The organism is Capilliphycus salinus ALCB114379, assembly GCF_047276495.1.
GTDB lineage: Bacteria > Cyanobacteriota > Cyanobacteriia > Cyanobacteriales > Microcoleaceae > Capilliphycus > Capilliphycus salinus.
Window position 1 is genome coordinate 5,002,628 of record NZ_CP178543.1, and the last position, 26,690, is coordinate 5,029,317.

At 41.7% G+C, this 26,690-nt stretch carries 19 protein-coding genes; 15 read left to right on the forward strand and 4 right to left on the reverse strand.

The window, feature by feature from the left end; genetic code table 11:
- Positions 1 to 12 precede the first annotated feature (12 nt).
- The 10 genes from ACL6C3_RS20265 (at position 13) to ACL6C3_RS20310 (ending at position 12,555) form a co-directional block, all read left to right on the forward strand.
- On the forward strand, positions 13 to 1,314 hold the full coding sequence (locus tag ACL6C3_RS20265) for a glycosyltransferase (protein WP_413160847.1): 1,302 nt from the start codon (positions 13 to 15) through the stop codon (positions 1,312 to 1,314).
- 22 nt (positions 1,315 to 1,336) lie between these two features.
- Positions 1,337 to 2,365 carry a glycosyltransferase family 2 protein gene (locus ACL6C3_RS20270; protein WP_413160848.1) on the forward strand — a complete coding sequence of 343 codons (1,029 nt, stop codon included), beginning with the start codon at positions 1,337 to 1,339 and terminating at the stop codon, positions 2,363 to 2,365.
- 44 nt (positions 2,366 to 2,409) lie between these two features.
- The gene (locus tag ACL6C3_RS20275) at positions 2,410 to 3,876 is read left to right on the forward strand and encodes a lipopolysaccharide biosynthesis protein (protein WP_413160849.1); all 1,467 of its coding nucleotides are present in this window, start codon (positions 2,410 to 2,412) and stop codon (positions 3,874 to 3,876) included.
- A gap of 43 nt (positions 3,877 to 3,919) precedes the next feature.
- The gene (locus ACL6C3_RS20280; protein WP_413160850.1) at positions 3,920 to 5,539 is read left to right on the forward strand and encodes a hypothetical protein; all 1,620 of its coding nucleotides are present in this window, start codon (positions 3,920 to 3,922) and stop codon (positions 5,537 to 5,539) included.
- A gap of 28 nt (positions 5,540 to 5,567) precedes the next feature.
- Positions 5,568 to 6,494 carry a glycosyltransferase family 2 protein gene (locus tag ACL6C3_RS20285; protein WP_413160851.1) on the forward strand — a complete coding sequence of 309 codons (927 nt, stop codon included), beginning with the start codon at positions 5,568 to 5,570 and terminating at the stop codon, positions 6,492 to 6,494.
- 21 nt (positions 6,495 to 6,515) lie between these two features.
- Positions 6,516 to 7,427, forward strand: coding sequence for a sulfotransferase family protein (locus tag ACL6C3_RS20290; protein ID WP_413160852.1), 912 nt, complete (start codon positions 6,516 to 6,518; stop codon positions 7,425 to 7,427).
- A gap of 58 nt (positions 7,428 to 7,485) precedes the next feature.
- Complete coding sequence (locus tag ACL6C3_RS20295; RefSeq protein WP_413160853.1) at positions 7,486 to 8,352, forward strand: glycosyltransferase family 2 protein; 867 nt, start codon at positions 7,486 to 7,488, stop codon at positions 8,350 to 8,352.
- Between the two features lie 77 nt (positions 8,353 to 8,429).
- Positions 8,430 to 10,013, forward strand: a complete 1,584-nt coding sequence (locus tag ACL6C3_RS20300) for a GMC oxidoreductase (RefSeq protein WP_413160854.1) — start codon at positions 8,430 to 8,432, stop codon at positions 10,011 to 10,013.
- A 30-nt stretch (positions 10,014 to 10,043) separates the two neighbouring features.
- A complete protein-coding gene (locus tag ACL6C3_RS20305; RefSeq protein ID WP_413160855.1) occupies positions 10,044 to 10,814 on the forward strand; it encodes a sulfotransferase family 2 domain-containing protein in 771 nt (256 codons plus the stop codon).
- A 325-nt stretch (positions 10,815 to 11,139) separates the two neighbouring features.
- Positions 11,140 to 12,555 (forward strand): CHAT domain-containing protein, encoded by a 1,416-nt coding sequence (locus ACL6C3_RS20310; protein WP_413160856.1) that lies wholly within the window; start codon positions 11,140 to 11,142, stop codon positions 12,553 to 12,555.
- A 345-nt stretch (positions 12,556 to 12,900) separates the two neighbouring features.
- Here the strand turns inward: ACL6C3_RS20310 and ACL6C3_RS20315 are convergent, their stop codons facing one another.
- Positions 12,901 to 14,859: a family 10 glycosylhydrolase gene (locus tag ACL6C3_RS20315; RefSeq protein WP_413160857.1), complete on the reverse strand. Its 1,959-nt coding sequence runs from the start codon at positions 14,857 to 14,859 to the stop codon at positions 12,901 to 12,903.
- A 327-nt stretch (positions 14,860 to 15,186) separates the two neighbouring features.
- Between ACL6C3_RS20315 and ACL6C3_RS20320 the strand changes: the two genes are divergently transcribed.
- The 4 genes from ACL6C3_RS20320 (at position 15,187) to ACL6C3_RS20335 (ending at position 17,651) form a co-directional block, all read left to right on the forward strand.
- Positions 15,187 to 16,053: a sterol desaturase family protein gene (locus tag ACL6C3_RS20320; RefSeq protein ID WP_413160858.1), complete on the forward strand. Its 867-nt coding sequence runs from the start codon at positions 15,187 to 15,189 to the stop codon at positions 16,051 to 16,053.
- 183 nt (positions 16,054 to 16,236) lie between these two features.
- The gene (locus ACL6C3_RS20325) at positions 16,237 to 16,704 is read left to right on the forward strand and encodes a hypothetical protein (protein WP_413160859.1); all 468 of its coding nucleotides are present in this window, start codon (positions 16,237 to 16,239) and stop codon (positions 16,702 to 16,704) included.
- Positions 16,705 to 16,770: 66 nt separating this feature from the next.
- Positions 16,771 to 16,899 carry a hypothetical protein gene (locus ACL6C3_RS20330; protein WP_413160860.1) on the forward strand — a complete coding sequence of 43 codons (129 nt, stop codon included), beginning with the start codon at positions 16,771 to 16,773 and terminating at the stop codon, positions 16,897 to 16,899.
- A gap of 602 nt (positions 16,900 to 17,501) precedes the next feature.
- Positions 17,502 to 17,651 carry a hypothetical protein gene (locus tag ACL6C3_RS20335; protein WP_413160861.1) on the forward strand — a complete coding sequence of 50 codons (150 nt, stop codon included), beginning with the start codon at positions 17,502 to 17,504 and terminating at the stop codon, positions 17,649 to 17,651.
- Positions 17,652 to 17,746: 95 nt separating this feature from the next.
- On the opposite strand, the gene ACL6C3_RS20340 is transcribed toward ACL6C3_RS20335, so the two are convergent.
- Together ACL6C3_RS20340 and ACL6C3_RS20345 are read right to left on the reverse strand one after the other, a co-directional pair.
- On the reverse strand, positions 17,747 to 18,481 hold the full coding sequence (locus ACL6C3_RS20340; RefSeq protein ID WP_413160862.1) for an NUDIX hydrolase: 735 nt from the start codon (positions 18,479 to 18,481) through the stop codon (positions 17,747 to 17,749).
- Between the two features lie 129 nt (positions 18,482 to 18,610).
- A complete protein-coding gene (locus ACL6C3_RS20345) occupies positions 18,611 to 19,174 on the reverse strand; it encodes a nicotinate-nucleotide adenylyltransferase (protein ID WP_413160863.1) in 564 nt (187 codons plus the stop codon).
- Between the two features lie 474 nt (positions 19,175 to 19,648).
- Here ACL6C3_RS20345 and ACL6C3_RS20350 point away from each other — a divergent pair, with 474 nt between their 5' ends.
- Positions 19,649 to 20,500, forward strand: coding sequence for an RNA-guided endonuclease TnpB family protein (locus ACL6C3_RS20350; RefSeq protein ID WP_413168378.1), 852 nt, complete (start codon positions 19,649 to 19,651; stop codon positions 20,498 to 20,500).
- Between the two features lie 855 nt (positions 20,501 to 21,355).
- Here the strand turns inward: ACL6C3_RS20350 and ACL6C3_RS20355 are convergent.
- Positions 21,356 to 26,602 (reverse strand): choice-of-anchor I family protein, encoded by a 5,247-nt coding sequence (locus ACL6C3_RS20355; protein WP_413160864.1) that lies wholly within the window; start codon positions 26,600 to 26,602, stop codon positions 21,356 to 21,358.
- Positions 26,603 to 26,690: the final 88 nt, after the last annotated feature.

Consider the following 26,690-nt stretch of genomic DNA (forward strand, 5'->3'; position numbering starts at 1 on the left):
GAACGGTTAGTAATGATGAAAGTTGCATTTATTGTTGGTCATTTTCCCCAATTGTCAGAAACGTTTATTCTCAATCAAATTACGGGTTTAATTGAACGAGGTCATCAGGTTGATATTTACGCCAGTTCTCCCGGTGATACGACAAAAGTTCATCCGGCGATCGCGAAATATAATCTTTTGGATCGCACTTATTATTTTCCTCAAGTTCCCGAAAATATTCTTCTGAGAATTTGGAAAGGAATCGGATTACTCCTAACTCAAGGCTATAAAGAACCGAGGCGTTTTTTGGATGCTTTGAACTTTTTTAAATACGGAGAGCCAGCCCTTTCCCTTTGGTTACTGTACACGATTATTCCTCAATTTGATCGCCATTATGACATCATTCACTGTCAATTTGGCACTCAAAGTTATCGGGGAATGTCGTTTCGGACGATTAACGCTCCAAATGCTCAATTAGTCACCACATTTCGAGGCGATGATATTAGTCGATTTGTGCAGGAAAAAGGCGAAAAGGTTTATCATAAATTATTCAAGACGGGTAACTTATTCTTGGCAAATTGCGAATTTTTTAAACGTCGAGTTGTCGAGCTAGGCTGTGATGAAAATCAAGTGTTTGTGCATCGTTCTGGTCTGGATTGTCGGCGATTTCCTTTTGCTCCCCGTTCCTTTCCTTCCGATGGAAAAATTCGGATTGTTACCACAGGTCGGTTAGTAGAAAAAAAAGGAATTGAATATAGTATTCGAGCCGTAGCCAAACAAGCTTTAGTCAACCCAAATTTAGAGTATAATATTATCGGAGATGGCATTTTAAAGGAAAGCTTACAACAATTAATTCGCGAATTAAATGCCAGTCAATTTATTCATTTGTTGGGTTGGAAAGATGAAGATGAAATCGTCGAAATCCTCAATCAATCCCATATTTTTATCGCTCCCAGTGTGACAGCATCCGATGGAAATCAAGATGCTCCCGTGAATGTTTTAAAAGAAGCAATGGCGATGGGTTTACCCGTGATTAGTACCTATCATGGAGGAATTCCAGAGTTAGTAGAAGATGGCGTAACAGGTTTTTTAGTTCCCGAACGAGATGCAGAAAGTCTAGCAGAAAAACTCGGTATTTTAGTTAAGAATCCGCAATTATGGCCGGAGATGGGAAAAGCCGGACGAGCCTATGTTGAAGAACATTACGACCTCAACAAACTGAATGATACTTTGGTCGAACTCTACCAAAAAACCTTGGTATCCGGCTGGCAGAATAAGAACTTAAATGTTCAGATGTCACCGTCAGTTAAGAGCATCACTCAATCATCGCTTTAATCATTTAAAAGAGGTTATCAAAATGGAAAACTTATCAACACAAACCGAACCCCAAGTTACAATTATTGCCGTTCCTCGCGAACGTTTTAGCTGTACTCGCGAGTCCTTAGAAAGCATCTACGAACACACAAAGATTCCGTTTAAATTAGTCTATGTTGATGGGAATTCTCCCAAACCAATTCGAGCTTACTTGCAAGAAAAAGCCGCAGAAAAAGGCTTTAAACTCCTAAGAACCGATTATTATCTTTCTCCCAACCAAGCGAGAAATCTGGGTTTAGCAGAAGTTGATACAAAATATTTGGTCTTCATTGATAACGATGTTGTCGTTACGCCCGGTTGGTTAACTGAGTTAATCAAATGCGCTGAAGAAACAGATGCGACAGTTGTCGGCCCTCTGATGTGTCAAGAAAGACCTTTACATGAAATCGTTCACTGTGCCGGGGGTGAGTCTCATATTTGGGTTGATAAAACGGGCCGGCGACGGTTTCGAGAAAAAATGTGTTTGCAGGGTAAAAAAGTCAGTGATGTTCGCGAGAAATTACACCGCCAAGAAACAGAATTAGCCGAGTTTCATTGTGTATTAGTTCGCTGTTCAATCTTTGATAAAATTGGTTTTCTAGATGAAGCCATGCTGAATACAAAAGAGCATTTAGACTTTTGTATGTTGGTTCGTCAGGCCGGAGAAAAAGTCTACTTTGAACCCAATTGTATCGTCACTTATGTACCCGGCCCCCCGCTAGAATTTGGCGATTTACATTACTATATGTTGCGGTGGAGTGATGCTTGGCAATTGGCAAGTTTGCACCGTTTACAAGAGAAGTGGAATCTGGCAGAGGATGAATATTTCAAAAGCAAATATAAAAAGGTCGGATGGCGTCGGTACGGTACGATTATTGTCCCCTTAGTTTTACGTTTGACTTGGGGGATGGGCAGCGATATTTTAGCCCGAATTATCGGCAAAATCGACCATGTATTTATTAATCGCTTCTTGACGACCCGCCATGCACGTCAGCAACGCAAACTTCATCAATCAATGTCAACGAACCCTTAAACCGATTAAGGTATTATTGGGATGGAAGATCCTAAAACTTAGCCATGAACATCAAACAGAAGGCAATTCAAGGTGTGGTTTGGTCTGTCATCCAAAACTGGGGGAGTCAGGCGGGTTCGCTGATTGTATTCTTAATATTAGCTCGCTTGCTGACTCCCGAAGCCTTCGGCTTAATTGGTCTGGCTAATGTTTTTTTGGCGTTCATGCAAATCTTTCTAGAGCAAGGATTTTCCCAAGCCTTAATTCAACGGGAGGAAATTCAGCCCGAAGAACTAGATACTGCTTTTTGGACTCATGTATTTAGCGGGTTGTTGCTGACAATTATTAGTTTTTTCTTGTCGGGATTTGTTGCGGAAATTTTCGATCAGCCCAAGCTTATCCCCATCCTTCAATGCTTCTCATTTCTGTTTTTCCTTAAGTCTCTGAGCCATGTTCATAAAGCTATTTTAAGCCGGACATTTGCGTTTAAAGTCATGGCGCTTCGGACAATTATCGGTATTATTATCGGTGGAGTTGCCGGGATTATCATGGCTTTATCTGGGTTTGGGGTTTGGAGTCTGGTTAGTCAGCAATTTATTTATGAATCGGTAGAAGTGTTTATTATTTGGGGTGCGATTGACTGGCGACCCAAACTCAGATTTTCTTTCCAACATTTGCAAGGTTTTTTAAATTTTGGCTTAAATATCCTCGCATTAAAATTTCTCGCTTTTTGCAACAAACGCACGGATAATTTACTCATCGGTTACTTTTTAGGAGAGGTGGCTTTAGGATATTATTTGATAGCTTTTCGGGTTTTAGAGGTGATGAGTCAACTCCTGATCAGCACAACAAAGCAGGTCGCATTACCCACCTTTTCTCGATTACAAACCGAACCCGAACGCTTTCGACAAGCCTTTTATAAAGTGACTTTATTCACCAGTTTAATTGCTTTTCCAACCTTTTCAGGAATGATTATTTTCACCCGAGAATTGGTGTTAACGCTATTTGGAGAGCAATGGCTACCTTCAGTTCCTATCATGCAAATTCTAGCTTGTGCTGGAATTCTCAATGCAATTTCTTACTTTAATAGTTCTGTATTTATGGCGATGGGAAAACCCTCTTGGAAACTGCGATTGAGTTTACTTAGTGCGGTACTCAATCTAATCGCTTGTTTATTGGCGGTAAAATGGGGAATTGTTGCGGTTTCTATCGCTTATGTCGTCAGCAGTTATCTCGCTTTTCCGGTCGGTCAATGGGCGATTAGCCAATTAATTCATGTTCCCGCCAGGAAGTATTTACAGCAATTTGTTAGTCCGATTATTTGTTCGCTTATTATGGTCGCAGGGATTTTAATTTTTAAATATTTTATGATCGATTTACTTGATGAAAAGCTATTAATCCTAATCGGCACGGCAATCGGTATAATAATATATGGACTGTGTATTAAATTCTTATACCCTCCGATTTTTGAAGATTTACTTCAAATTTTAGAAATGCTAAAATCTTCCAAAAAAAAGTTTTCAAATCGTTAAGGCTAAAATCAGAGCTTGAATTTAATCCTAAAAATTACCGCTTATGTCACCGCTAAATTTACCGTTCAAAATAGACTTCAGCTTCTCTAAAAACCAAGCTTTAATCGAAAATAGCATAATCGTTGCTTTTGTTTTTTTCGGCTTGGTGGGTATCCTTCACCATGAAATGTGGCGGGATGAATTTCAAGCTTGGTTACTCGCCAGAGACAGTGCATCGCTGATAGAACTGTTTCAAAATATGCGGTCTGAAGGACATCCGGGTTTATGGCATCTCTGTTTATATGGGTTAAGCCGAATCACCCAAAATCCTCTAATCATGCAGATTTTTCATTTATCTGTATCGGTTGTTATTGTGAGTTTAATTGTCAAATTTTCCCCTTTTTCTCCTTTACAGAAATTTTTACTCAGTTTTGGATATTACTTTTTTTATGAATATACAATCATCAGCAGAAACTACAATTTAGGTGTTTTATTTATTATTCTATTTTGCGTCATCTATTCAAAATCAAAGGTTAAACCCATATTACTGGCGACGTTATTAGCACTGATGGCCAATGCTAATGCTTTTGCTTTTATTCTCAGTTTTGCATTCTCATTAACTTTAATTGACGAGTTTTATAGCCAGATCAAAGCCAATAAACTCGACCGAAAAAAACTCTTGATTAGTTTCTTGATTTTAACTTTGGGTTGGGCTATTTCCTTTTTTCAAATTATCCGCCCTTTAATTTCCCAAGAAAAAATAATTCGTCCGATCCAATCTTCAGCCGAACAGATTGAATCTAGCCCGAGTTTATTGCAAGAAATTGAGCGGTTGGGTACGGCTGTTACAGATATTTGGAGAAGTTATGTACCGATTCCCTTTCACCTGAACAATGAGTTTTGGAACACTAACATACTGGTTCACAATACAAATTTTCCTTCGGTTGCGGGTATACCATTGGGTGCAATTATTGCGGGAGTAGCTTCTTTAATTATTCTAGCAATTACTGTAAAAATACTATATCCAAAACGGCTAATCTTGACAATTTATCTGTTTGGAACGGGTAGTATTTTTGCGTTTAACTACCTAATTTTTCAAGGAGTTATGAGGCACAGGGGCCACCTGTTTCTTTTGTTCATCGCCTGCCTATGGCTGCTTGAAAAAGAGTTATTGAATCGGCGAAAATTAACTTCAAAACAGCAAGCACCAAGTCAATTGCGAAGTCAATTTTTAACCCTGATTCTTTCGGTTCATCTACTCGGAGGTTTTCATGCTTACAGTGTAGATTTATTTTATCCTTTTTCTGTCGGTCGAGAAACGGCTCAATATATTCAAGATAACAATCTCGACCAGTTAACCATAGTCGGTCAACGATACAGACAAGCAGCCGTTTTATCCGGCTATCTCAATCAACAAATCTATTATCCCGATCTGGGTGAATTTGGTAGTTTTTGGACAACTAAAACCCCAATGGAAAAGATAGAAAAAATAGAAGGATTCATTCGCGATAATCCCAATGAAACCTTACTGGTTTTAACTTATGAACTGGAATCAGATTCGGTTTTCCCGGACGACATTAAAGTTACTGAATTGAAGCGTTTTGTTGAACCAACCATAGAACCCAATGAAAAATCATTCTACATCTACACCGCCCGAGAAATAGAAACCCCTTTAAACAACTAAAATCCAAAACAAAACAACTAACTTAAAAATGATGAATCAGCCTTTTTTCTCCATTGTTATTCCGACCTATAACCGCCCGGATAGACTGAAAAACTGTCTTCAATCTATCAGCAACCTAGACTATCCCCGCGATCGCTTTGAAGTGATTATTGTAGACGATGGCAGTTCCATGCCTCTAGAACCCGTTGTCACTCCTTTTCGTGAACAAATTGAGATCACTTTCATCACTCAACCCAACGCCGGACCCGCTTCCGCACGCAATACGGGGGCGGCTAAAGCCCGAGGAAAATTCATCGTTTTTACCGACGATGACTGTCAACCGACGGCCAACTGGTTAAACAGTTTAGAAACTCAATTTACCCAAACTCCCGAAAGCTTATTAGGAGGCAAAACCCTCAACGCTTTACCGGATAATTTGTATTCAACCGCCAGCCAATTATTGATAGATTATCTGTACGAATATTACAACGCCGACCGCGAACAAGCCAGCTTTTTTGCGTCTAATAACTTTGCCCTTTCTGCGGAATATTTTCATCAAGTCGGGCGGTTTGATACAACATTCCCCCTGGCGGCCGGGGAAGATCGGGAATTTTGCGATCGCTGGTTATATCACGGTTATTCAATGGCAGCCGTCCCCGATGCCGAAATTTATCATGCTCACAATTTAACATTAAAAAGCTTTTGGCGACAACATTTTAACTACGGTCGAGGTGCGTTTCACTTTCATCAATTACGGGCCAAAAGAGGGGTAGGAGAAATCAAAGTTGAACCCTTATCCTTTTATTTTAAATTGCTAAGTTATCCCTTTTTTCAACCCAAACATCATCAACCCCGATTAATCCTTTCTATGCTATTTTTTGTCTCCCAAGTTGCCAATATTTTAGGTTTTTTCCGGGAACGCATAAATTCCAAATCAAAACTTCATCCTTCTCCGCTTCCTGTTGAAAACAATTAATTTGATCTGCACAGATTGGAGATGATTTACAACTTAAATACGGAGAAATTAATGTTGTTAGAACTTCTGCTTAAAAATAAAAAGCTTAAAAAACTTCCCTGGTTGCTTCAACTTAGTCTGGCTCATGGGGCAACTCTAGGAACTAGCGCTCAATTTGCTGACGAGTTTGCAGAGGTAGAAACCTACTGTACATTTATTGGCTATTCCCGAAGCGGACATAGTTTAGTAGCAGCTTTACTTGATGCCCATCCCCATATTGTCATGGCTCACGAACTGCGTGCGGTCAAGTATGTCAATTATGGCTTTGGGCGAAATGCCCTCTATTATCTACTATTTCAAATGACTAAAGTTAGAGGACATTCTTGGATGCGTGGGGGCGGATACACCTACAATGTACCGGGTCAATGGCAAGGTTCTTTTGAAAAGATTCGGGTAATTGGCGATAAGCATGGTGAGTTTACGGTTTGTACCCTCGCTGACAACCCAAAGTTACTTAAAAAGCTGCGAGATGTGGTCAAAGTACCAGTACGATTTATTCATGTTGTCCGTAATCCATTTGATAATATTACAACGATGGCAACGATGGCACAGAGGAAAGCAAAGCAGAATTCGTTGGATATTTGGGGAACCATTGATCGCTATTTTAGTGTTTGTGAATCGGTTATGAAGGTGACAGCAATGGTCGATCAAGTCGATCTATACGATCTTCGTCAAGAAGATTTTATTCAAGATCCAAAAGGACAACTTCGTAACCTATGTCTGTGGTTGGGAGTAGAGCCATCATTAGATTATTTAGAAGCCTGTTCGAGCATCGTTTTTGAGTCGCCGCAAAAAAGTAGATATAAAATAGAATGGAGCGAAGATTTAAAGCAAGAGGTTGAAAGTAGAATGCGTTCTTTTCCTTTTCTAGAAGGCTATTCTTTTGAGAATTAGATGCTAAAAAAGTGGTTATTTTTCTCATGCAAATTTACCGTTAATAGCTTGTTATCCAATGATAAGTATTATTATTCCAACCCATAATCGACCTCATTTATTACCGAGAGCGGTTCAGAGTGCGCTGAATCAAACCCACCAAAATTTAGAAGTGATTGTGGTCGATGATGCTTCAAAAGAACGTGCATATCTCCCAGACGATCCCAGATTACGAGTTATTTTTTTAGAAAAGAACGTAGGCGGCGCCGGGGCGCGAAATGTGGGAACTAAGGCAGCTTTAGGGCGCTGGGTAACTTACTTAGATGACGATGATTATTTACTGCCTCACATGGTAGAAATTTCTCTGTCAACATTGGAAAAAACAACCGCCAATCCCCCCGTTGCCGTTATTTCAGGACTTCAAAAAGTGGATGAGACGGGTAAAGTGATCGCCACGCGCATTCCTCCCGCTCTTTCTCCGAAAGGAAGCCATTTCTTTTTAGAAACCCCAGAACCGGGACGTTCTTTTCACACCAAACAAACCCTAGTTGTGGAGCGGGATCTGGTATTGAAAATTGGGGGATGGGACGAAACCTTTCGCTCCCGGGTTCATTCGGAATTGTTTTTACGACTAAATCCCGAATGTACTCTGATAGGTTTACCGAGCGTAACTTATCATCTCCTCTCTCATAGCACAGAGCGAGTATCGGGCAATCAACAGCTACGACAAGAAAGCTTTTATCGTTTGATTAAAAAACATCAGGATGTCTTTAGAAACCATCCGAAAATGTTTGCAGAGTTTGTCTACAAACACGCCGTAACCTCCTCGGAAATCGGGCAGAATAAAGCCGCTTTTAATCATTACCTCTGGGCTTTAAAACTTCATCCGGCTCACACTTTTTTTCTGAGTGCTTGGTCTGCTTTTTCTCAACTTTCAAGAAGCTAAAAAAGCTATTTTTAACGGCTTCAAATTCTTCTTGATTATCTTTGGTCAAACTCAACAATATTTATAGAGGAGCTTACATGATTCGCGACATTTTAGAACTTGATGAACAAACGACATTAAAAGGTGAAGTAATTGTTCTTGGCTCAGGCATTGCGGGGGCTGAAGTATCAACCCATCTCGCCCGTCACGGCCGGGATGTAATATTACTTGAAAGTGGACGCGATCGCTTTGATCCCGAGATTCAAGCCTTAAACGATGTGATATTTTTGGGCAAACGCCACCGCGAGTTAAATCCGAATACATATTACCATCGATACTTACCTCCCGAGCTACGGGGAGTCAGTCGGGTACGTCAGTTTGGGGGAACCAGTAACGTTTGGACCGGGAAATGGAAATATCTACAGCCTTCTGACTTCGACGGAAGAGATTGGGTACCCAACAGCGGTTGGCCGATAGACTTTAGCGATCTTTTAGAACATTATCGTTCTGCTGCCAAAGATTATGGATTTGGTGATTTAGAAGCCGAAGCAGTACGCCCTGAAATCATCGATCTTCGAGCCAAAATTGCCGCCTATGGCTTGAAAATGAGCAGTTTTTATTGGGAGAAAACCCCCACCCGCACGGCAATCCGTTTCGGGGAAGAAATGCGTCGTTCGCCGAATTTACAAGTGATTCAAGGTGCGACGGCAACGGAGTTAAAACTCGATCCTTCAGGCCAGCGAGTGACTGCGGTGGTTTGTCGCTCTCTCGAAGGTCGAGAAATCTTGGTTGAGGGTGATATAATTGTTTTGGCGACTGGGGCGTTTGAAGCGGCGCGTCTGTTATTGGCATCTGACCGTCAAATCCCCGAGGGTATCGGGAATGCTCACGATCTGGTTGGTCGTTTTTACACCGATCATCCCAAACATCATACTGGCACCCTTTTGCCGGGTCATCTGACTCGACAATATGCCCACGAGTTGCAATATGCGCCCAAACCTCGGTTTTGTATCTGTTTTGCTTTAGATGATGATACTCAGCGCGAACACCAGCTTCTCGAACACGTTTTATATATTAAGCCCATCTATGAAAAACTAACAGACCGACTCAAACGAATGATTCAACGTCGGCCGATTTGCAAGGATAATAACGGAGCGGTGGCGACATACCAAGTGAAATTTGTGACGGAGCAACTTCCCCAACAAGATAGCCGTATTAAGCTCGGCACTGAACTGGATGCCCTCGGTCAACGAAAATTAGAGGTTGACTGGTGCTTTACCGAACACGATCATCGTTCCATGAAGAAAACCTTGGAACTGTTGACCCAACGTTTTGCTAATGCTGGTATTGGCACCTTTGAGTTTGGGGACGAGCCGCCCTGTATCGATAATATGACCGACGCCGCCCACCAAATGGGGACAACGCGCATGGGTAGCTGTCCTGAGGAGGGGGTGGTCGATGTTAATTGTCGGGTGTTTGGCACGGATAATCTTTATGTGGCGAGTTCTGCCGTGTTCCCAACTGGACCATCTTACTCTCCTACTTTTACTATTTTAGCGCTAGCCCGTCGTCTTGGTCAACATTTGCTTGAGATCACAAAGTCTCATTCTCCGAGCAAGCATAAGACTGAAGTCGCTTCAACTTCAGTCAATACGACAAGCGCACAAAGCGACCATCTCTAATCAGTTTTATCTCTAAAAAAGTATGGATTTATGAGAGTTGAAAGTTTAAAAGTTCAAGTCGAAAAGATTTTTAGTTCTCCCAAGCCCAAGATTATCTTTATGCACGTTCCTAAAACAGGAGGGACATCAGTTGACCGCTCTCTGAGAATGGTTTATGGAAAAAAAAATAGTTACCAAGTTCACCCCATACTTACCAGTAATGCGGTTCAAGCTGTGACTCAAAACGGGAAAATTAACGGTAAAATTGATAAATTTCAACTCCGAGAATCCCTTTTGATTTACGAGATGGCTAAAGGAACAAAATATATTTCCGGTCATTTTCATTTTAACGAAGAGATTTGGGAAGCTTATCGTTATCAATACGCTTGGATTACCGTTTTAAGAAATCCGGTAAAACGATATATTTCTCAGTATTTTTATGATGCGTACAAACCGGAAGATCACGCCAGGGTTAGCGAGAGTTTAGAGGAGTTTATTGACGGTGAAAGGGGAAAGTTTAGAGGGCAAAATTATATTAACTACTTTGGCAATTTTTCCCGGGACGATAGCGCCGACTTGTCAACAAGATTAGAGATTGCTAAAGAAAACTTATCAAAATTCTCTTTGATTTCTTTTTTAGATGATTTGGATCGGTTCAGAAAGGATTTAAAAGATAAATTCAATTTAACGGTTAAGATTCCGCACATGAATAAAAATCCAGTTCCCCAACCTGAAATTGAAGCGTCAGTCATCAAAAAAATAGAAAAAAGTTGTGAATATGATTTAAAACTTTATGATTATGCTCAAGAAAAATTCGGATGATTCTTTGACCTCAACGCCGAGTTTAATCACTCAATAAAAAACTTAAAAGAAACAATATAGGAGTTAAGCAAAACTTTTTTAACTCCCGTGTCAGGAGAGAAAACAAACGTCTCTCCTGATTTTTTGCGTCAAAATTTGATGAAAAAATCATTAAAAATCGGGCTATTCCCGTCGGGTCTGTCCCCCATTTGTGCGACTTGCTTGCAAACCGAATTGATGTTAGAGCAAACAAAAGGTTAGTTGTAAAGAAACCTCATTAAATCTTCCCATTTTCAATTAATATTCGTTACATTTACAAATGAGCAAACATCAGATGAGGTGCTGTATGTTCCGAAAACGCTTTGCTTCTAAAAACAGATACAAGGTTGGTGTAACGATTTTTGGGTTTATCCTTTCCCTCGTTATTATTGTCAGCTTGAGTGCAGAAAAAACCCTCTCCCAAGACATCAAACCCAGTCCCTCGGAACAGTACGAGATTGCTTCCGACCCCACTTTATCCGAGAAAGTGATGAAAATGGAGCAAAGATTAGAAAAAGAATTTGAGGTTTATTTTAATCGCAACCTCGCTGATGTCGCCCAAGCCGGCGATGACATTGCTCAAACCCTGTCAGAAATTAGCCTGAAAAGTAATATAAAACCTGCCGTTTTGTGGGCAATTCCCGAATCAGAATATTTGCATTTAGTCTTTATTTCTCCGGGTAAACAGCCTCTCGTTCAAGATATAGAATCCCTAAAACGGGAAACTTTAATTAAGGCTGTAAAAGCCTTTCATTATGAAATTACCAATCCCCGTAAACTTTACACAGATTCCTACTTGAGTCACGCTCAACAACTTTATCAATGGATTATCAAACCCTTTGAAGCCAACCTGAAAAAAGAAGGAATAGATACAGTATTATTTTGTTTGGGAAAAGGTTTGCGTACCCTACCCATAGCCGCACTGCACGACGGCCAAGGATTTTTAATCGAAAAATACAGCCTTTCAATTATTCCCGCATTTAACTTAATTGACTCCAACTATACTCCCATTCAAAAAGCAAAAATTCTGGCGATGGGAGCCTCGGTATTTCCGAATAATAGTCCTCTACCTGCCGTTCCCATTGAACTGACAACCATTGTTGATGCGGATGTGATGGAAAAAATCTCAACTCGAGCCATTTCTAACCGTTGGCCTGGTAAATTATTTCTCAATCAAGACTTTACTTTAAACAACTTAAAAACTCAAGTCGCTTCCAGAGCGTTCAACATTATTCACTTGGCAACTCACGCCGAATTTAAACCCGGAAAACCGGAAAATTCTTACATTCAATTTTGGGATACTAAACTCAATTTAGACCAAATGAAAGAGATTAGCTGGAATAATCCCCCGGCTGAATTATTAGTTTTGAGCGCCTGTGAAACCGCAGTCGGAGATGAAGATGTAGAGTTGGGTTTTGCGGGGCTGGCGCTACAAGCGGGGGTTCAGTCTGCCTTGGCGAGTTTATGGTATGTTAGCGATATTGGGACTTTAGCGTTAATGAGCGAATTTTATCAACAGTTAAAAACCGCACCCACCAAAGCAGAAACCATCAGACAAACTCAAATTAAAATGATTCAAGGAAAGGTGCGTTTAACTCAAGATGCTTTGAAATTTTCGGGAGGAGAAAAGCCTTTACCACAGAGTTTATCTACATTGGGAGAAACCGAGTTTTCTCATCCTTTTTATTGGTCAGGTTTTACTTTAGTTAGTAGTCCTTGGTAGGGGAGTTTCAGTTAACAGTGAACAGTCAACAGTGACCAGTCTTTTTAGTTATACCGATGTGCGTTTGTGTGAGGTACCAAGCCAAAAACCCGGTAACTTTTACGAAACCGGGTTTTTGAGTGTCTACTGATATGATATCCGGTTGATTAATGTGTGTTATGGGGCGGGGCGGGTTTATGTCAATCTCGGAGTAGTCGTCAACATCAATGGAGAACCCGCCCCTACGTTTAGGATTATTAATTAGTCGGACATGATATGACAGAGAAACCCAGTTGAGGAAAACAACCGGGTTTCTAACACTTTTTATTGTCAAATTATTGTCAAATTATTGTCAAACGGGAGCCTTTACTGAACGGCGACCACCTGTTCAACACTTTCATTCGCCATTCTATCAACCGCTTTAATGGCATAGGTTCCCTTTGGAAGCCTTACCGTTGTCGTTTCCGCGTTAAGAATATCCATTAATTCCCAACTACTTCCCTGCTGTTGATAGACCGTCCAAGAGCGAATATCCTCCGATAAAGACGGACTCCAACTAACAGTATCATAACTAACGGTAACATCAGTAGGCGGTTGAGGCGGTTCGTTATCCAACCAAGTCATCGCCGGAACTAACGCAGGTTTTGAATACAAGTCGGATTTAAAAATCTCGTTCACACCCTGACGATTATCCCGGAAAATCTTCATGCTAAAAAAGATATTTCCGAGCGATAAATACTGTGCATTTTGGCGAGAAATTTGAACTTGACGTTCCAACTCAGAAATCGGCCAACCATTGTCTAATTGACTCAAATAATTCCCCGCATAAATATGACGTTGCTGAGGATTATGTCGCAGCCACCAATTCAACAACACCGGATAACTTTGTTGGGGGGGATCAATTCGCCAATACAATTGCGGCGCCAAATAATCAACCCAACCCTGTTCCATCCACAATTTTACATCAGCATACAACGCTTCATATTGATCTAATCCAACAATTCCGGGCGCTTTTCCGGGGCGATAAATTCCAAACGGACTAATCCCAAATTTAACATAAGGTTTCGTTGCTTTTATCCCTTCTGCGATGCGTTTTATCATCAGATCAACATTCTGACGCCGCCAATTTGAAAGCGATAAAGTTCCGCCAGAAGCGCGATAAGCACCGTAGGTTTGAGAGTCGGGAAATTCAACGCCAGAAACGGGATAAGGATAAAAATAATCATCCATATGAACCCCATCAATATCGTAGCGTTGAACCACATCCATAATCACTTGATAGGTGCGGTCTTGTACTTCTTTTACGCCGGGGTCCATCCAAATTAAATCACCGTAACGGTAGGCGTATTGCGGATACATAACCGCCATATGATTCGCTGCAAAAGGTGAGTCTTGGCGGGCGAGTCTGGCGCGATAGGGATTGAACCAAGCATGAAGTTCAATATTGCGTTTGTGACATTCTTCAATGGCGTATTGAAGCGGGTCATAATAGGGGTTTGGCGGGACACCTTGCGCCCCCGTTAACCAACTACTCCAGGGTTCAATTTGAGAGGCATAAAACGCATCGCCATTCGGTCGAATTTGCAACACTAACGCATTCAGATTTAACTCCTCCATGCGGCTGAGAATTGCTAACAATTCAAACTTTTGTTGGGCGACGGGTAAATTGGGTTTACTCGGCCAATCAATATTAGCAACCGATGCCACCCAAACGCCTCGAAATTCCCGCTGATGGTTAACATTATCGAGGCGAGTTGCCTGTTGATTTTGAGGAAGATTTGTAGCTTGGGTAAGAGATTTAACTTCCTCGGTTAATTTGCCCAATTGTTCTTGGATTTCGGGTAAATCGGGAAAAACTTCTTGAAGACTATTTTCGGGAATATCTACGCCTTGGGTGAGCGATTCTACTTCTTTGGTTAATTCTCCTAATTTTTCTTGAATTTGGGGTAAATCGGGGATAACTTGATTCAGATTATTTTCGGGAAGATTTGCGGCTTGACTTAAAGATTCTACTTCCTCTGTTAATTTTGCTAATTTTTCTCGGACTTTTGTTGAATCGGGGAAAACTTCCTGAATCCGATTTCGCAAAAATTGCCGTTTTTCTAACAAATTTGACCGCAATTTCTGGAGAATTTCGCCTTCGGGTTTTTCAACTTTCGGCGTCGGAAGATTTGTATAAATTGAATCTGGCGGTAAAGAATAAGCTTGAACTTGAGTTAACATCAATCCCACAAACACAAAAAAGATGCTAATCACGGCTTTGTGTTGAAAGCGGGTTAGCTTGCGGTTGGCGGGTTGATGGCTTCTAGGGCTTCGGTTGTTCACTCCTCTAGGTATCCATTTCATAGTATTCTGGCAGGTGTTGGGTTAACACGACAAGTCAGACAACAATCTACTAGAGTATCTGAGATTGGGTTTGGTAACAAGGGATTTTTGTAACAAAGACAGTCCTTTTTGTTTTTCTAACGGGGGTGAGGCGTATCCGCACGGTATCTAAATTCGGTGTAGCTTGGAGGGGTTAGCGTGGCGTGACCGATTTTTTCACAACTATCACAACTATTCTCATTTGAAATAACTTGGCCATAGATGCTCGCCCAAGACGTGCGCGACTTTTCATTTGCTGAGTGGGAACGGTATCACACCTTTAGATAGATGAACTTTCTCAAAACAACTGTGATGCTTAAAAAAGAGTTTAATCTACTCTCGCTCAACTCGCCGAATTTTCGTGCTAATTTTAATTCAATTGTTAATGTTCAAGAATCGCTCAAAACTATGAAGCTTTGGTTGTTTTATTTTTCCGCTTTGTTTGCAATTACTTTGATTCGCTATTTTGTCATCGCCGGAGGCACATACTGGTTCTTTTATTCTCTGTTTGGGGGCTTTTTTGGAAAGCTGTATTTAGATTTTAAGTCTCCCAACCGGGATTTAATTAAAAAGGATATTCAACTTTCTATAATATCAACTCTTGTTTTTGCGATTTGCGCTGCTTTTCTCCTGTCAATATACCATTCGGGTATAACCCGCCTCTATTATTCAATTGATGATTATGGAGTTTTTTATTTATTTATCAGTTTCGTGGGTGTAATTTTCTTGCAGGATACTTGCTTCTATTTTTTTCATCGACTCTTTCATCATCCCCGCTTGTTTCGATGGTTGCACAGCGGTCATCATCGGTCGAATTATCCGACGCCTTGGACTTCTTTCGCCCTCGATTTTCCTGAAACTTTAATTCAAGGATTATTTCTAATTGCAGTTGTTTTTATTATCCCTATTCATTTTGTTGTTTTGGGTTTGTTACTCACGACGATGACAATTTGGGCTGTTGTTAATCATCTCGGCTTTGAGTTGTTTCCGGCTTTCCCCAATCATTGGCTTGGAAAATGGTTAATTAGTTCGACCTATCATTCTATTCATCATCGCAATTATCGGGTGAATTATGGATTGTATTTTACCTTCTGGGATAGACTTTTGGGGACTGATAATGTGAACGAAAAACATACATATAGCGGTCTGATTTGAGTTGAGGGCGTATGCCATACGCCCCTACAATATTTGGTGTTAGATTGGTGTTAGAGGGGTTTTCGGATCACTATTGCTGATTTTATTGATTTTATCATTAACTTCCGGTTTAACTTCCTAACTTAACTTTCTTTTTTTCCCTGGTGTAGTGTTTGATAGTTTGCCATCTTAGAGATATGAAGAATGAGTTTAATCGCGATGGCTTATCAATATCAGCAACAAAACTCGACTCAAACCTTACAAGAAGGACTGGAGGAATATTATCGCAATATTCCCGGACTAACCACTTATAATTATAGCAGTTTGGAGATTAAAAAGTTTTTTCAATCTCACGATGTTACTCATGTGGTTTTTGGCTGTAGCACTTCTATTGTAGATGAAACGTTAACGGATTTTTGGACGTTATTTGGTTCTACGATGAAGTTTTCCCGCTATCTGGCTTATCTGAATTATCCCGAAACTCAACAAATTTTTCAAGAAGCGGGCTATTTACAAACCTTTGGGCTTTTTCTGAAGGCTTTACCCCAAGTTTTTCGGGTTATTTGGCGAACGTTTCAGATGCGAAAAAAATGGGATTGGGAAAATTACGAATCCTATCTTCATCTGTCTTTGCAAGAAATTCGTCGGGAGTTTGGGATTTGTGTAATTTGATCTCTGAGTAACCGGTTTTTTGTCCGATATCGGGTTTAACTTGATTGAAATTTGAGGAATTTTATCGTGCAACATTCAAACCAAACAAACGCCAACCCTCCCCTCCAAAATAATGAAGCTTTTGCGATTTTCATTTTCGGGTTAACGGTTTTAATGAGTTTGATTTTAATTGGAGTCAAAGCCGTTTTTGGCTAAAATCTATTCATAGCGAGGGCGTATGGTCTACGTCCTCCCGAAGTCGATATGATTACCGATTTATTTTGGGTTGACAAATTGCTGCAAAAATCAACTGTTCAAGGATTAGATAGGCTTGAACTTCCCGAAGGTATTTGAACCCTCATTTCAGTTATCGCCCCCGGTTACGTTGTGAGGGAGGTTAGGTGGGTTTGAACACGCTACAATGGCCCATTTAACTATTCTTTCGGACAGTTAGGGATTCTAAAAAATTGAGATATCATGTAAACAGCAGTGTAATTTAGGGGAGTTGGGCTGACCCGATTTTATGCTGCAATGAGTGGGGATGATCTACGAAGAAATCATTCAAGATATCCTGGGGGATAGAGTGTCATTTATGGGAAAAGTGTAGTAGCCTGTAAGGAATTATTTAGGGATGTTAGAGAACTTCTTAAGTTTTGTCCGGAAGTTCATACAGAGCAATCTGTAGAATACCTAACATTTACCATAAAACGACTAGGTTGACGACCTTCGACTGGAGGACAGGATTTGTCACCCTCGAATGGTCATTCTATCCCCTTTAAACGTTCGTGTCCTTAATCAAAATAGGAGAGAGTTGAACAATGGAAGTTATCGTCATTTTTCTCGGAATAGCCCTTTATTTAATTTGGCATGAAGAAGGAAAACCCCCCCAAAAACCTAAGGAGGAATGGAAAGAAGTGAGTCGTAAAAGAGTTACAACCATTGAAGAACAACCGAAACCCAAAAGCTAGTTTGGATTGGGTTAATAATTTTTGTAGGATTGATTCTGGGGTCTTTCTACTCTCAAGTCATTTGTTATAACCCTCATTGAGAGAATATTCACAGCCTAAACAAAGACTAGCGGTTTATCTTTAAACGGTGCAAATGCTTCGGCATCAAACCGATATAAACTTGCGGGTCGTCCCGCCCCTCGTGATGTTTTTTTCCCGGTATCGCAGAGAAACCCCAACTTCAGTAAACGGGCGCGAAAATTGGAATAGTCGGAAAATCCTTCCCCCAAAACGGTAGTATAGAGTTGGTACAAATCTCCCAATGTAAATAATTCGGGTAGAACTTCAAAAGCGACGGGACTATATTCAAGTTTATTGCGTAGACGTTGATAACCGTATTTTAAGATCTGATTGTGATCGAAAGCCAGTTGGGGAACTTGTTCGAGGGGATACCAAGCAATTCCTGTAACGCCATCGGCAATTAATTCGGCTTCTTCAAACCGAACTAACGCAAAATAACTCACCGATAAATAACGAACATGATAACTCTCGGGACTTTCACGGGGATCGCGATGCGGCCCGCCAAAAGTATATAATTGTTCTAAGTATAAATTATTGACGCGAATTTTCTCCGATAAAATCCGATAGGCGGCTTCTTCTAAAGATTCTCCTTGACGAACCAGAGTTCCCGGTAGACTCCAGCGATCGCGAAAGGGTTCTTCTTGTCGCATCACCAATAAAACCAACAAACGGTTTTGGGTGGTATCAACAGAAAATATAATATTATCGACTCCAACTTTGAAGTCTTCTAGGGGATGAGAAGTGGTTTTTTTTTGGCTGCGTCCTGCCATCTAGTTCTGCTTGAGTTACTGATGTACAATTCAACGGTTAAGTCCGATGAGAATCTGATTCGGAGTAATAGTAGCTGATGTTAATTTTAACTCTAGCCTAGAACTCGATGAACTGGGTTTTCTCGAACCCTATTGAGAAGACTGATACAGGCGGTTTTGTTCGATATAGGCGGAAATAGCGGGGGTTAAGGTTTCGGGATCTCCCTTTTCGCGATAGTTTGAGGAAGAAACGGGTAAACCGGTAACGGAAGCGATCGCCACATTTGTCCCGAGTTGTTCAAGTGTTTTGACCTTCTCATCCTCGACGGGATAACCGGGTCTGGGGATAACTAATAGGTTGACTTGGCTGAGTAATGCTTCGATTTTATACCAGTTGGGCATCTGGCCGATCAAGTCGGAACCGACGGCTAAATGTAATTCGGCATCCGGCCAATATTGTTTGACGCCTTGTACCGTTTCGAGGGTGCGACGACTGCTGAGTTCTTGGTGAAGGGCGATGTTATTGCGGGGAATATCTTCTATTAGAATTTTCAGCATGGTTGTCCGATGTTCTATGGTGGTCTGGTGAGACTTAAACGGGTTATCGGACGCCCAGACGACAACTTGATCGAAGTGTTCCGATAGCCAACTCAAAATTTTTTGATGGCCTGCGGTTGGGGGATCGGCGCTGGTGCCAAACAGAGCGATTTGCATTTTACCTAGATTAACACGGAAGAATGAAAGCCGAGTCGTTTTAACGCTCGGATGAAAGGCGACCCGTCGGATTTTAATCCGAAGTGTTTATATCTTACACGATGGCTGCAAGATGTGTGTTAAGATGTGAGCTTCATGGCTATTTTAACTCTGACATTGAAGCTTCCTTTTTATCGGTTAAACCAATGCAAAGCGCAAGAGTTTGACCGACTAACTAAGTTGAATACGGGCATTGGTAATCAATTGTTATAAATTCCTAAAACGGATAGAAGAAAGTACACCAGCAAGGATTTTAATCAGATTGAAATTGGGTCGGGCTGGATTAATCAAACTATCCGTAATAGTTGTGCTGCAACTCAAGTTAAAAAGTTCAAATGTCTGCCTCTTGAAGTTAATAATCAAGGATGGCGAATTGAGAAAAAAGGTAATACTTATTCAGTCGCTTTCTCAATTGTCAGGGGAGTTAAAAAGCGCATTCCCTTAGCTATTCATCAATCTAGTCATACCAATGTCTTAGACAAAATCATAAACTCTGAAGCTAAGAAAGGTAGTCTGAAGTTATGGAAGTCTAAGAAAGGTATCTGGTATGTTTTGTTATCAGTATCAATGGATGTTCCTGATGCTGAACAAGTTGAAAACTGGATTGGAGTAGATAGAGGACAAAACCAAATTGCTGTTGCCGCTTTGCCTAATGGGTTTGGTAAATTCTGGAATGGTCGTCCAATTAAACATTTAAGAAGACGCTACCAAAAACTTAGAAAACAACTCCAAAAAGCAAATAAGCGCAAAGTAATTAAACGGTTAGAGTCTAAAGAAAGACGAATCATAACCTATATCAATCATTGCATTTCCAAGCAGTTAGTCCAATTTGCCAAAGATTATGGCATGGGATTAAGATTTGAATATCTGTCTAATATTAGGCAAACTTCAAAACAGTCTAAAAAAGTCAGATCTGATGCAGGAAACAGCCGTCATGCTTGGTCATACTTTCAATTGGAAGCGTTAACTCGTTATAAAGCGATCAAAGCAGGTGTACCTTTTGAATCAATCCCTGCCCCTTATACTTCTAAATCTGATCATCGTAATGGTTTTATCGGGAAAAGAAATGGGCATTGGTTCACAGGTTTTGATGGTTATCGATGCAATGCTGACTGGAACGCCAGTCAAAATATAGGTCAATGGCTAGGTTTTTCATGTCCTTTAGACCTTCAGAAAGCTGTATTTGTAATGGATGCAGATGGTTTAAAGGATGGGGTGGATGGGAATCCCTTAACTAGAGTAATGTCTAAACAGGTGGATTTATCCCCTGTGCGCGATAACCTCTAGAATCCCTTCGGCTAAAGCCGAAGGGAGTCTCAAATGAAAATAGACTAAAGCATTATAGCAGTCACTCCGATACCAGTTTTTACAGTTGTCAGTTTTCAGTAACCTCACGACTCCGGGGCGGGTTTATATGGGTTGAGAGTGGGACATGATTAATTTATTCCGAACCCGCCCCTACACTGATACCTATTCTTTTCGTATCACATAAATTATCTGTTTTGTCAAGATGTCTATTTTGGGCTTGGCTTTGGACTTTCAAAATTCGTGCGTCGGGGTTGCTATTTTTTTGTCATAATCTTCTGATTTTTAACGAGAGAATCGGGGTTTTAGCTTTTATTTTGACGTGTGGACAGAGTAACCCCTTGAGTGGTGTTTTTTATAGCTTACCAGAACCCCTATATTTTCGTCAACTTTTTGAAAATTTTTCTCAGTAAAAATTTCGATTTTTTCACAAATCTTTTGTTTATTAAAACGAGTTCGTGGTTTTGATTAGAAAAACTTATGGTTTAGGGGCGAAAGTTGAGTGAGGGGTTGAGAGTTGCAAGTTAATTAATTGAGGAGTTTTGAAAAGCCTAAATTTAAGCCTAAATTGTCGTGAAGCGGGGTGGAAAAATTACGTTATAGGTCGGCACAGATTTCCATTCTTCTAGAATAGGTCAAGTCCGAGGATTTGTCAATCGAAAATCGGGGAAATTTTGGGGAAATTTTTCAGGAAAATTGACTATTTTAGGAATAAAAAAGCGATCGCATTATTAGGGGACAGGGTTTTCAGTCACCAGTTACCAGTGACCTGGGTCAAAAACCCGGTTTCTTTGAGAAACCGGGTTTTTCAAATCTAGAAACCGGGTTTTTCACTCATTAGGAGTCTAACGGGGTTTCAATGGGTTCAAATAAGGTAAAGTCTTCTTCACCGATATCTCCCACCGCAATACCCGGTAAAGTGGCGAGAACTTCATCGGTACTGCTAACTTGAATTTGAGTTAGACCGGAAACTTGAGTAATAGTCAGTTGGTCAAAAGTTAACCCTTCACCCAACACAAACAGATCCTGACCATCTTCATAGTCTGCGATCAAGTCGGTTCCCGACCCTTCAACAAACAAAAAGCGATCGCGTCCGTCACCGCCGACGAGAGTATCATTTCCCTCATCACCTGCGATGAAGTCATTCCCCTCACCCCCGCTAACGAGGTCGTCATCTTTTCCGGCGAAAATAATATCCTCTCCGTTACCGCCAACAATGGTATCTGACCCGGTATTTCCGAAGATAATATCATTTCCATCTCCACCTTCGATGTAGTCAAAATCACTCTCGGGATCGCCGGGAAGTGTACCGCCAATACCGCCAAAGATCGAATCATTTCCGACATCGCCGTAGACATTATCATCGCCAAGACCTGCCAAAATCAGATCATCATCTCCGCCCCCGTAGATATTATCATCCCCATTTAATCCGGCGAGAATATCAATACCTTGGAAGCCGAAAATATCCTCACCCTCATCGGTTCCCAACAGTTCGTTATCGTCTTCATCGCCTTCAATGGTGTTGGTTGTGGTATTGGGTGGACGAACCGGAATTTCTACGTCAACCGGAGGAACGGGGGGTTGTGGGGTTTCGCCGTCATCGCCATCATCGTCGCCATCCTGATCGCCATCATCATCCCCATCATCAACGGGGGGTTGTTCCTGATCGTCATCGCCGTCCTGATCGCCGTCCTGATCGCCGTCATCGTCGCCATCATCATCCCCATCATCAACGGGAGGTTGATCGTCATCGTCGTCGGGTAACGGGGGAATGACAGGAATATTAAACGGTGAAACTTGGAACTGAAAACTGGTTTCGACTTCGGCTTCACCATCGCTAGCAACGACGGTAACATCAAAGGTTCCCGCATTAATGGGAGTTCCGACTATCAATCCTGTATTTTCATCTAGAGTTAACCCACGCGGTAAATTAGAACTGCTAAAGGTGAGGGGATCATCATCTTCGTCGCGGAAGTTATCAGAAATATTGAGGTTAAAACCAATATTAACTTCTCCGGTTTGGTTGGGAATTTCTTCATCAACAACGGGGGGAATATTTTGTTGTTCAATAACGGTCAAGCTGGCGGTTTGGAAGTTTTCACTAAAGGCGGTCGTTTGACCGGTTTGGGTGACATTTGCAAAAGTTGCATTTTCTCCAAAAGTTCCATCCCAAGCGTAGAATGTAATTGCGCGTTCAATGGTGCCTGTAAAGGTAATACTGGTGGCAATAAAACGAATTTGGGCGGTTGCATTTAAGAGTAAAGCATTTTCTTGGGAAACGCCAGTAATAACAATCCAAGTTTCACCGTTATCGATGGAATATTCCCAAGTTCCGTTTGTTGTATCAACGCCTGCGATCGCAATGCCAATATTATTATCATCGCTATCGCTGCTAATTTCCCCAACAAACTGGCTAATAGAAATCCCCTCCAAGTTATCGGGGTTTGAGAGGTTTTCCAATTCTCCTAAACTCAAGTCGGGGGTTTCTTCTAAAACCGGGGCGCTATTTTGACCGGCTATAGAATAAATTGTTGTGGTTCCGCTAACTTCGTTACTAACAATTAATTTCGGGTTTTCTCCGGGTACAAACGTAATCCCTTCCGGGGCGAGATCGCCAACTGCGGCTAATTGTTCGGGGGTCGGTGCGGGATCTCCCTCTTCGTTTTCATCAAATTGTACCGAGAAATTTCGGGGATTAATGTATTCGAGAAACTGGGGTTGGTTGGGGTTGGTAATATCATAAGACATAATACCGCCCATCCGTTCTAAAGTGATGAAAGCGTATGTTTTCCCGTTGATTTCCCCAATAGCAACCCCTTCCGGTTCCGATCCTTTATCGTTACTGCGATCGTCAAAGACGTTTTGATCGTTGGTGGTATTGAAAAAGTCGGGGAACTGTTGGGCAATAATTTGTTCAAATTGATCGCCGCTATCAAACACCAATTCTAAACCATTTTCTGTCGGTTCCCAAATGGAAAAAGATCGGCCCCCAAAAGCATAAAGTTCGTCATAGTCGCCATCGCCGTCCGTATCTCCGAGGCTGGTTGTTACTTCCAAACGCCCCAAATTTTCTTCAAGTTGTAATTCTGCGGCGTTGGGGAAAGCGGTTGGATCGAGAGTTAGATCGTCGATATTTTCTTCTTCGCTAAATGCGTCATAGTCGCGACTATCGCCTTCATTTGCAGTGACAATATAGGTGACTCCATTTGCTTCATAGGTAGCTATCCCATCGGGTTGATAAAGTCCGAATAATTTCGGATAGGTGGCGATATTAATGGCGTCGTCTCGGTCGCTTGCATCTAAAGGAATTTGGCTGTGATCTTTGAAGCCAAGCGGTAAAATATCTGTTACCGTACTGCTGGCAATATCAACAACAGCGATCGCATTATTTTCTTGTAAACTAACGTAAGCGGTTGTCGAGTCCGGGGAAACGGTGATAAACTCGGGTTCGACGTCTTGGGCGACGGTTGCATTCGGCCCAAAAATCTTGACTCCGGCTTGTTTTAACTCGTCTATTTGTTCGTTAAAAGCGGTAAAAGTTGCGGTTGTAACTTGCCGAGTTTCAACGTCAATAATGCTAATTGAACCTTCGGGATCATTTGTATAATCAGAACTGGGTTCGCCTTCGTTGGCGACTAAAATTGTGCTACCATCGGGGGTAAAGGTGAGCATATCCGGTAACGCCCCGGCTATAATGGGATCGCCCTGAATATTCCCCTCAGTATCAAGGAAGATAATTTGACCGTTATCTTGACCGACATTGGCTTCAACGGCGACAGCAACTAATCCTTCAAATATCGCCACACTGTTAACAACGGCGCCAAATTGTGAGAGGTCAACTCGTTGAAATAATGTCGGTTCTTCGGGGTTTGAAAAGTCGATAATATCGAGACTCACTTCAGCATTATTGGTGACAAAAGCCCGTTGAGTCGTACTATCAAAGGTGTTAATTTGACTGGCGGAATCGTTAAAAATTCCCGTTTCAAAGCGTCCTTGAACTTCTAAAAGTTTTGCGAGGGGTTGAGGTTGAGGTGTAGTATCGGCTTCAACTTGTTGGATGCGTTGATCCTGTTCAATTGGAGTATCTTCTTGGGTGAATGCCGGTGTATTTGCATCATCATCAGCCGGGAAGGTTTCGGCTAAATATTCGGCCAAAGCATCTTGTTCTGTTCCATCTTCTGCAAAGGTTTCTAAGTTCGTTTCTGGGGCGGGTTGTTCGATTAAATTAACCCGATTTTCCCCAAACAACGGGAACGGATAACTATCGCCACCGTTGGCTAAAAACCCCAACGTAACTAAACGAATTTCGCGGCTAGCATCCCCAACAAGTTGACCATTTTCAACAACAGTATCAACTACATTCCCCTCGTTATCGACAATTTCTAAACTAACAATTCGTTCCCCTTCTGTGGCGACTCCCGTTGCAATTTGGTTTTCATTCCGTTCAAATTCTATCGCTTGTTGAGTCGGGTCGTAAGTAAACCTTAAACCGCCCACTTGGGGAAACTGTCCGGGCGTCGAACCGGGGGCGACTGCTGCAACACCATGTTCTAGAATTTGTTTGAGTTCTTCTGCGGTTACAGTTAATAGCGATAAATCATTATTAAACCGCAGGGCGTTTTCAATATCAAGCTGAGAAATTTCCCCTTCTTCTTTAAGACCCGGAACGGCTTGGGGAGGAAGTTTTTCTAACTCATCACTTACACCACCGGGCGGAATAAATGCCACCCCAATATTATCGCGAATTCCGCCCCCATTTTTAATCGAAACGACAACATCTTCATCGTATTCTTGGGCAATATCCAAGTTAGCATCCGCACTTAAATTCCCCAAATTCGTTTCTTGAGTGCGAACATCTCCGCGAGTTCCGTTCAGGAACACCTCTGTTAAACCAAAAACATTCCCCTCTTTTTCTTGAATAATTTCATCAATTGCCGAGGTCACTTCAACCACAGTCGGATCTGCGAATTCTGCGGGGTTAACATCTTCGCCATAAACCCGATCCACTCCCGCTTCATCGGTTGCATAAACGCCGCTTTTTTCCCCAATTCCGGTAATAATGCCATTGGCATCAAAATCGGCAATTAACCGCCCGACATACTGATAACTTCCATCGGTATTAATCACATAAACGGGTTCATTGCTGGCCGAGGTTTTCTCAAGCGGATAAGGACGTCCGGCGGTGTCGCCTTCTCGCAAAATATCGTCTTCGTTGGCGAGTATTGTATTAGAACCTCCCGCCATGATAATATCAACATCTGTCAGCAATTCTGCCAGTTGTTCTTCCACAGAAATTTGCTGCATATGAGACAGTAAAATGATTTTATCAACCCCCTGATTTACCAGTTCATCCACACTCGGTTGAATGGTTGCGGCGAGGGCGTTAATATCATTGGGATCGGGCGGCGTAACGGTAATATCGCCAATATTAGAAATTGCAGGTAACTGAGGCGTAGTTGCACCCACAACCCCAATTGATTCGCCGTTTACTTCAATGACAATACTATCAGTAATTGTGTTCGGTTGGGGGGCATTTGCGGGGTCTACGACCAATTCGGCTAAATCGGGTTCGCCCGTAAAATCGAGGTTGGTGGAAAGATAGGGAAAGGCCGTTCCCGGATAACCGCCTTCGGGGATTCCCGGCCCGGTAATTTCTGCGTCGGGGCGGATGAGGGTATTGAGGGCGTCGGGGCCGAGGTCGAATTCGTGGTTGCCGATGGCTGAGGCTTGAAAACCGAGGGCGTTGTTAATTAAAATATCGGCTATTCCGGGTTCGCCGTAAATTTCCCGACTGGTGTTGAAAAATGGCCCCGCAATGAAGACGTCGCCGGTAGTCAGTTTCAGGGTATTTTCAAATTCGGGATCGGCTTCTAAGGCGTTGAGGACGGCCGAAAAGTTGACCGCATCGGTAATGGCCGGAATTCCCGCTTCTTGGTCTGCGGCGTGGAGAATTTCCAGGGTAAAGGGAGTCCCCGGATCGGTTTCTTCATCTTGGGCTTGCGGATCGTCTGGTGTGGTCAGGTCGGTAATTAGTTCTCCTGCTGTACTTCGATTAAGAGAAGCGTTAAATGTAGCAAATCTCATGGTGATTAATTCCCCTCACGAACCCGGTTAATTGAACTTAAATTTAAACTTTCGGACGGCAATAACATCATTATTCCATTGTTTGATT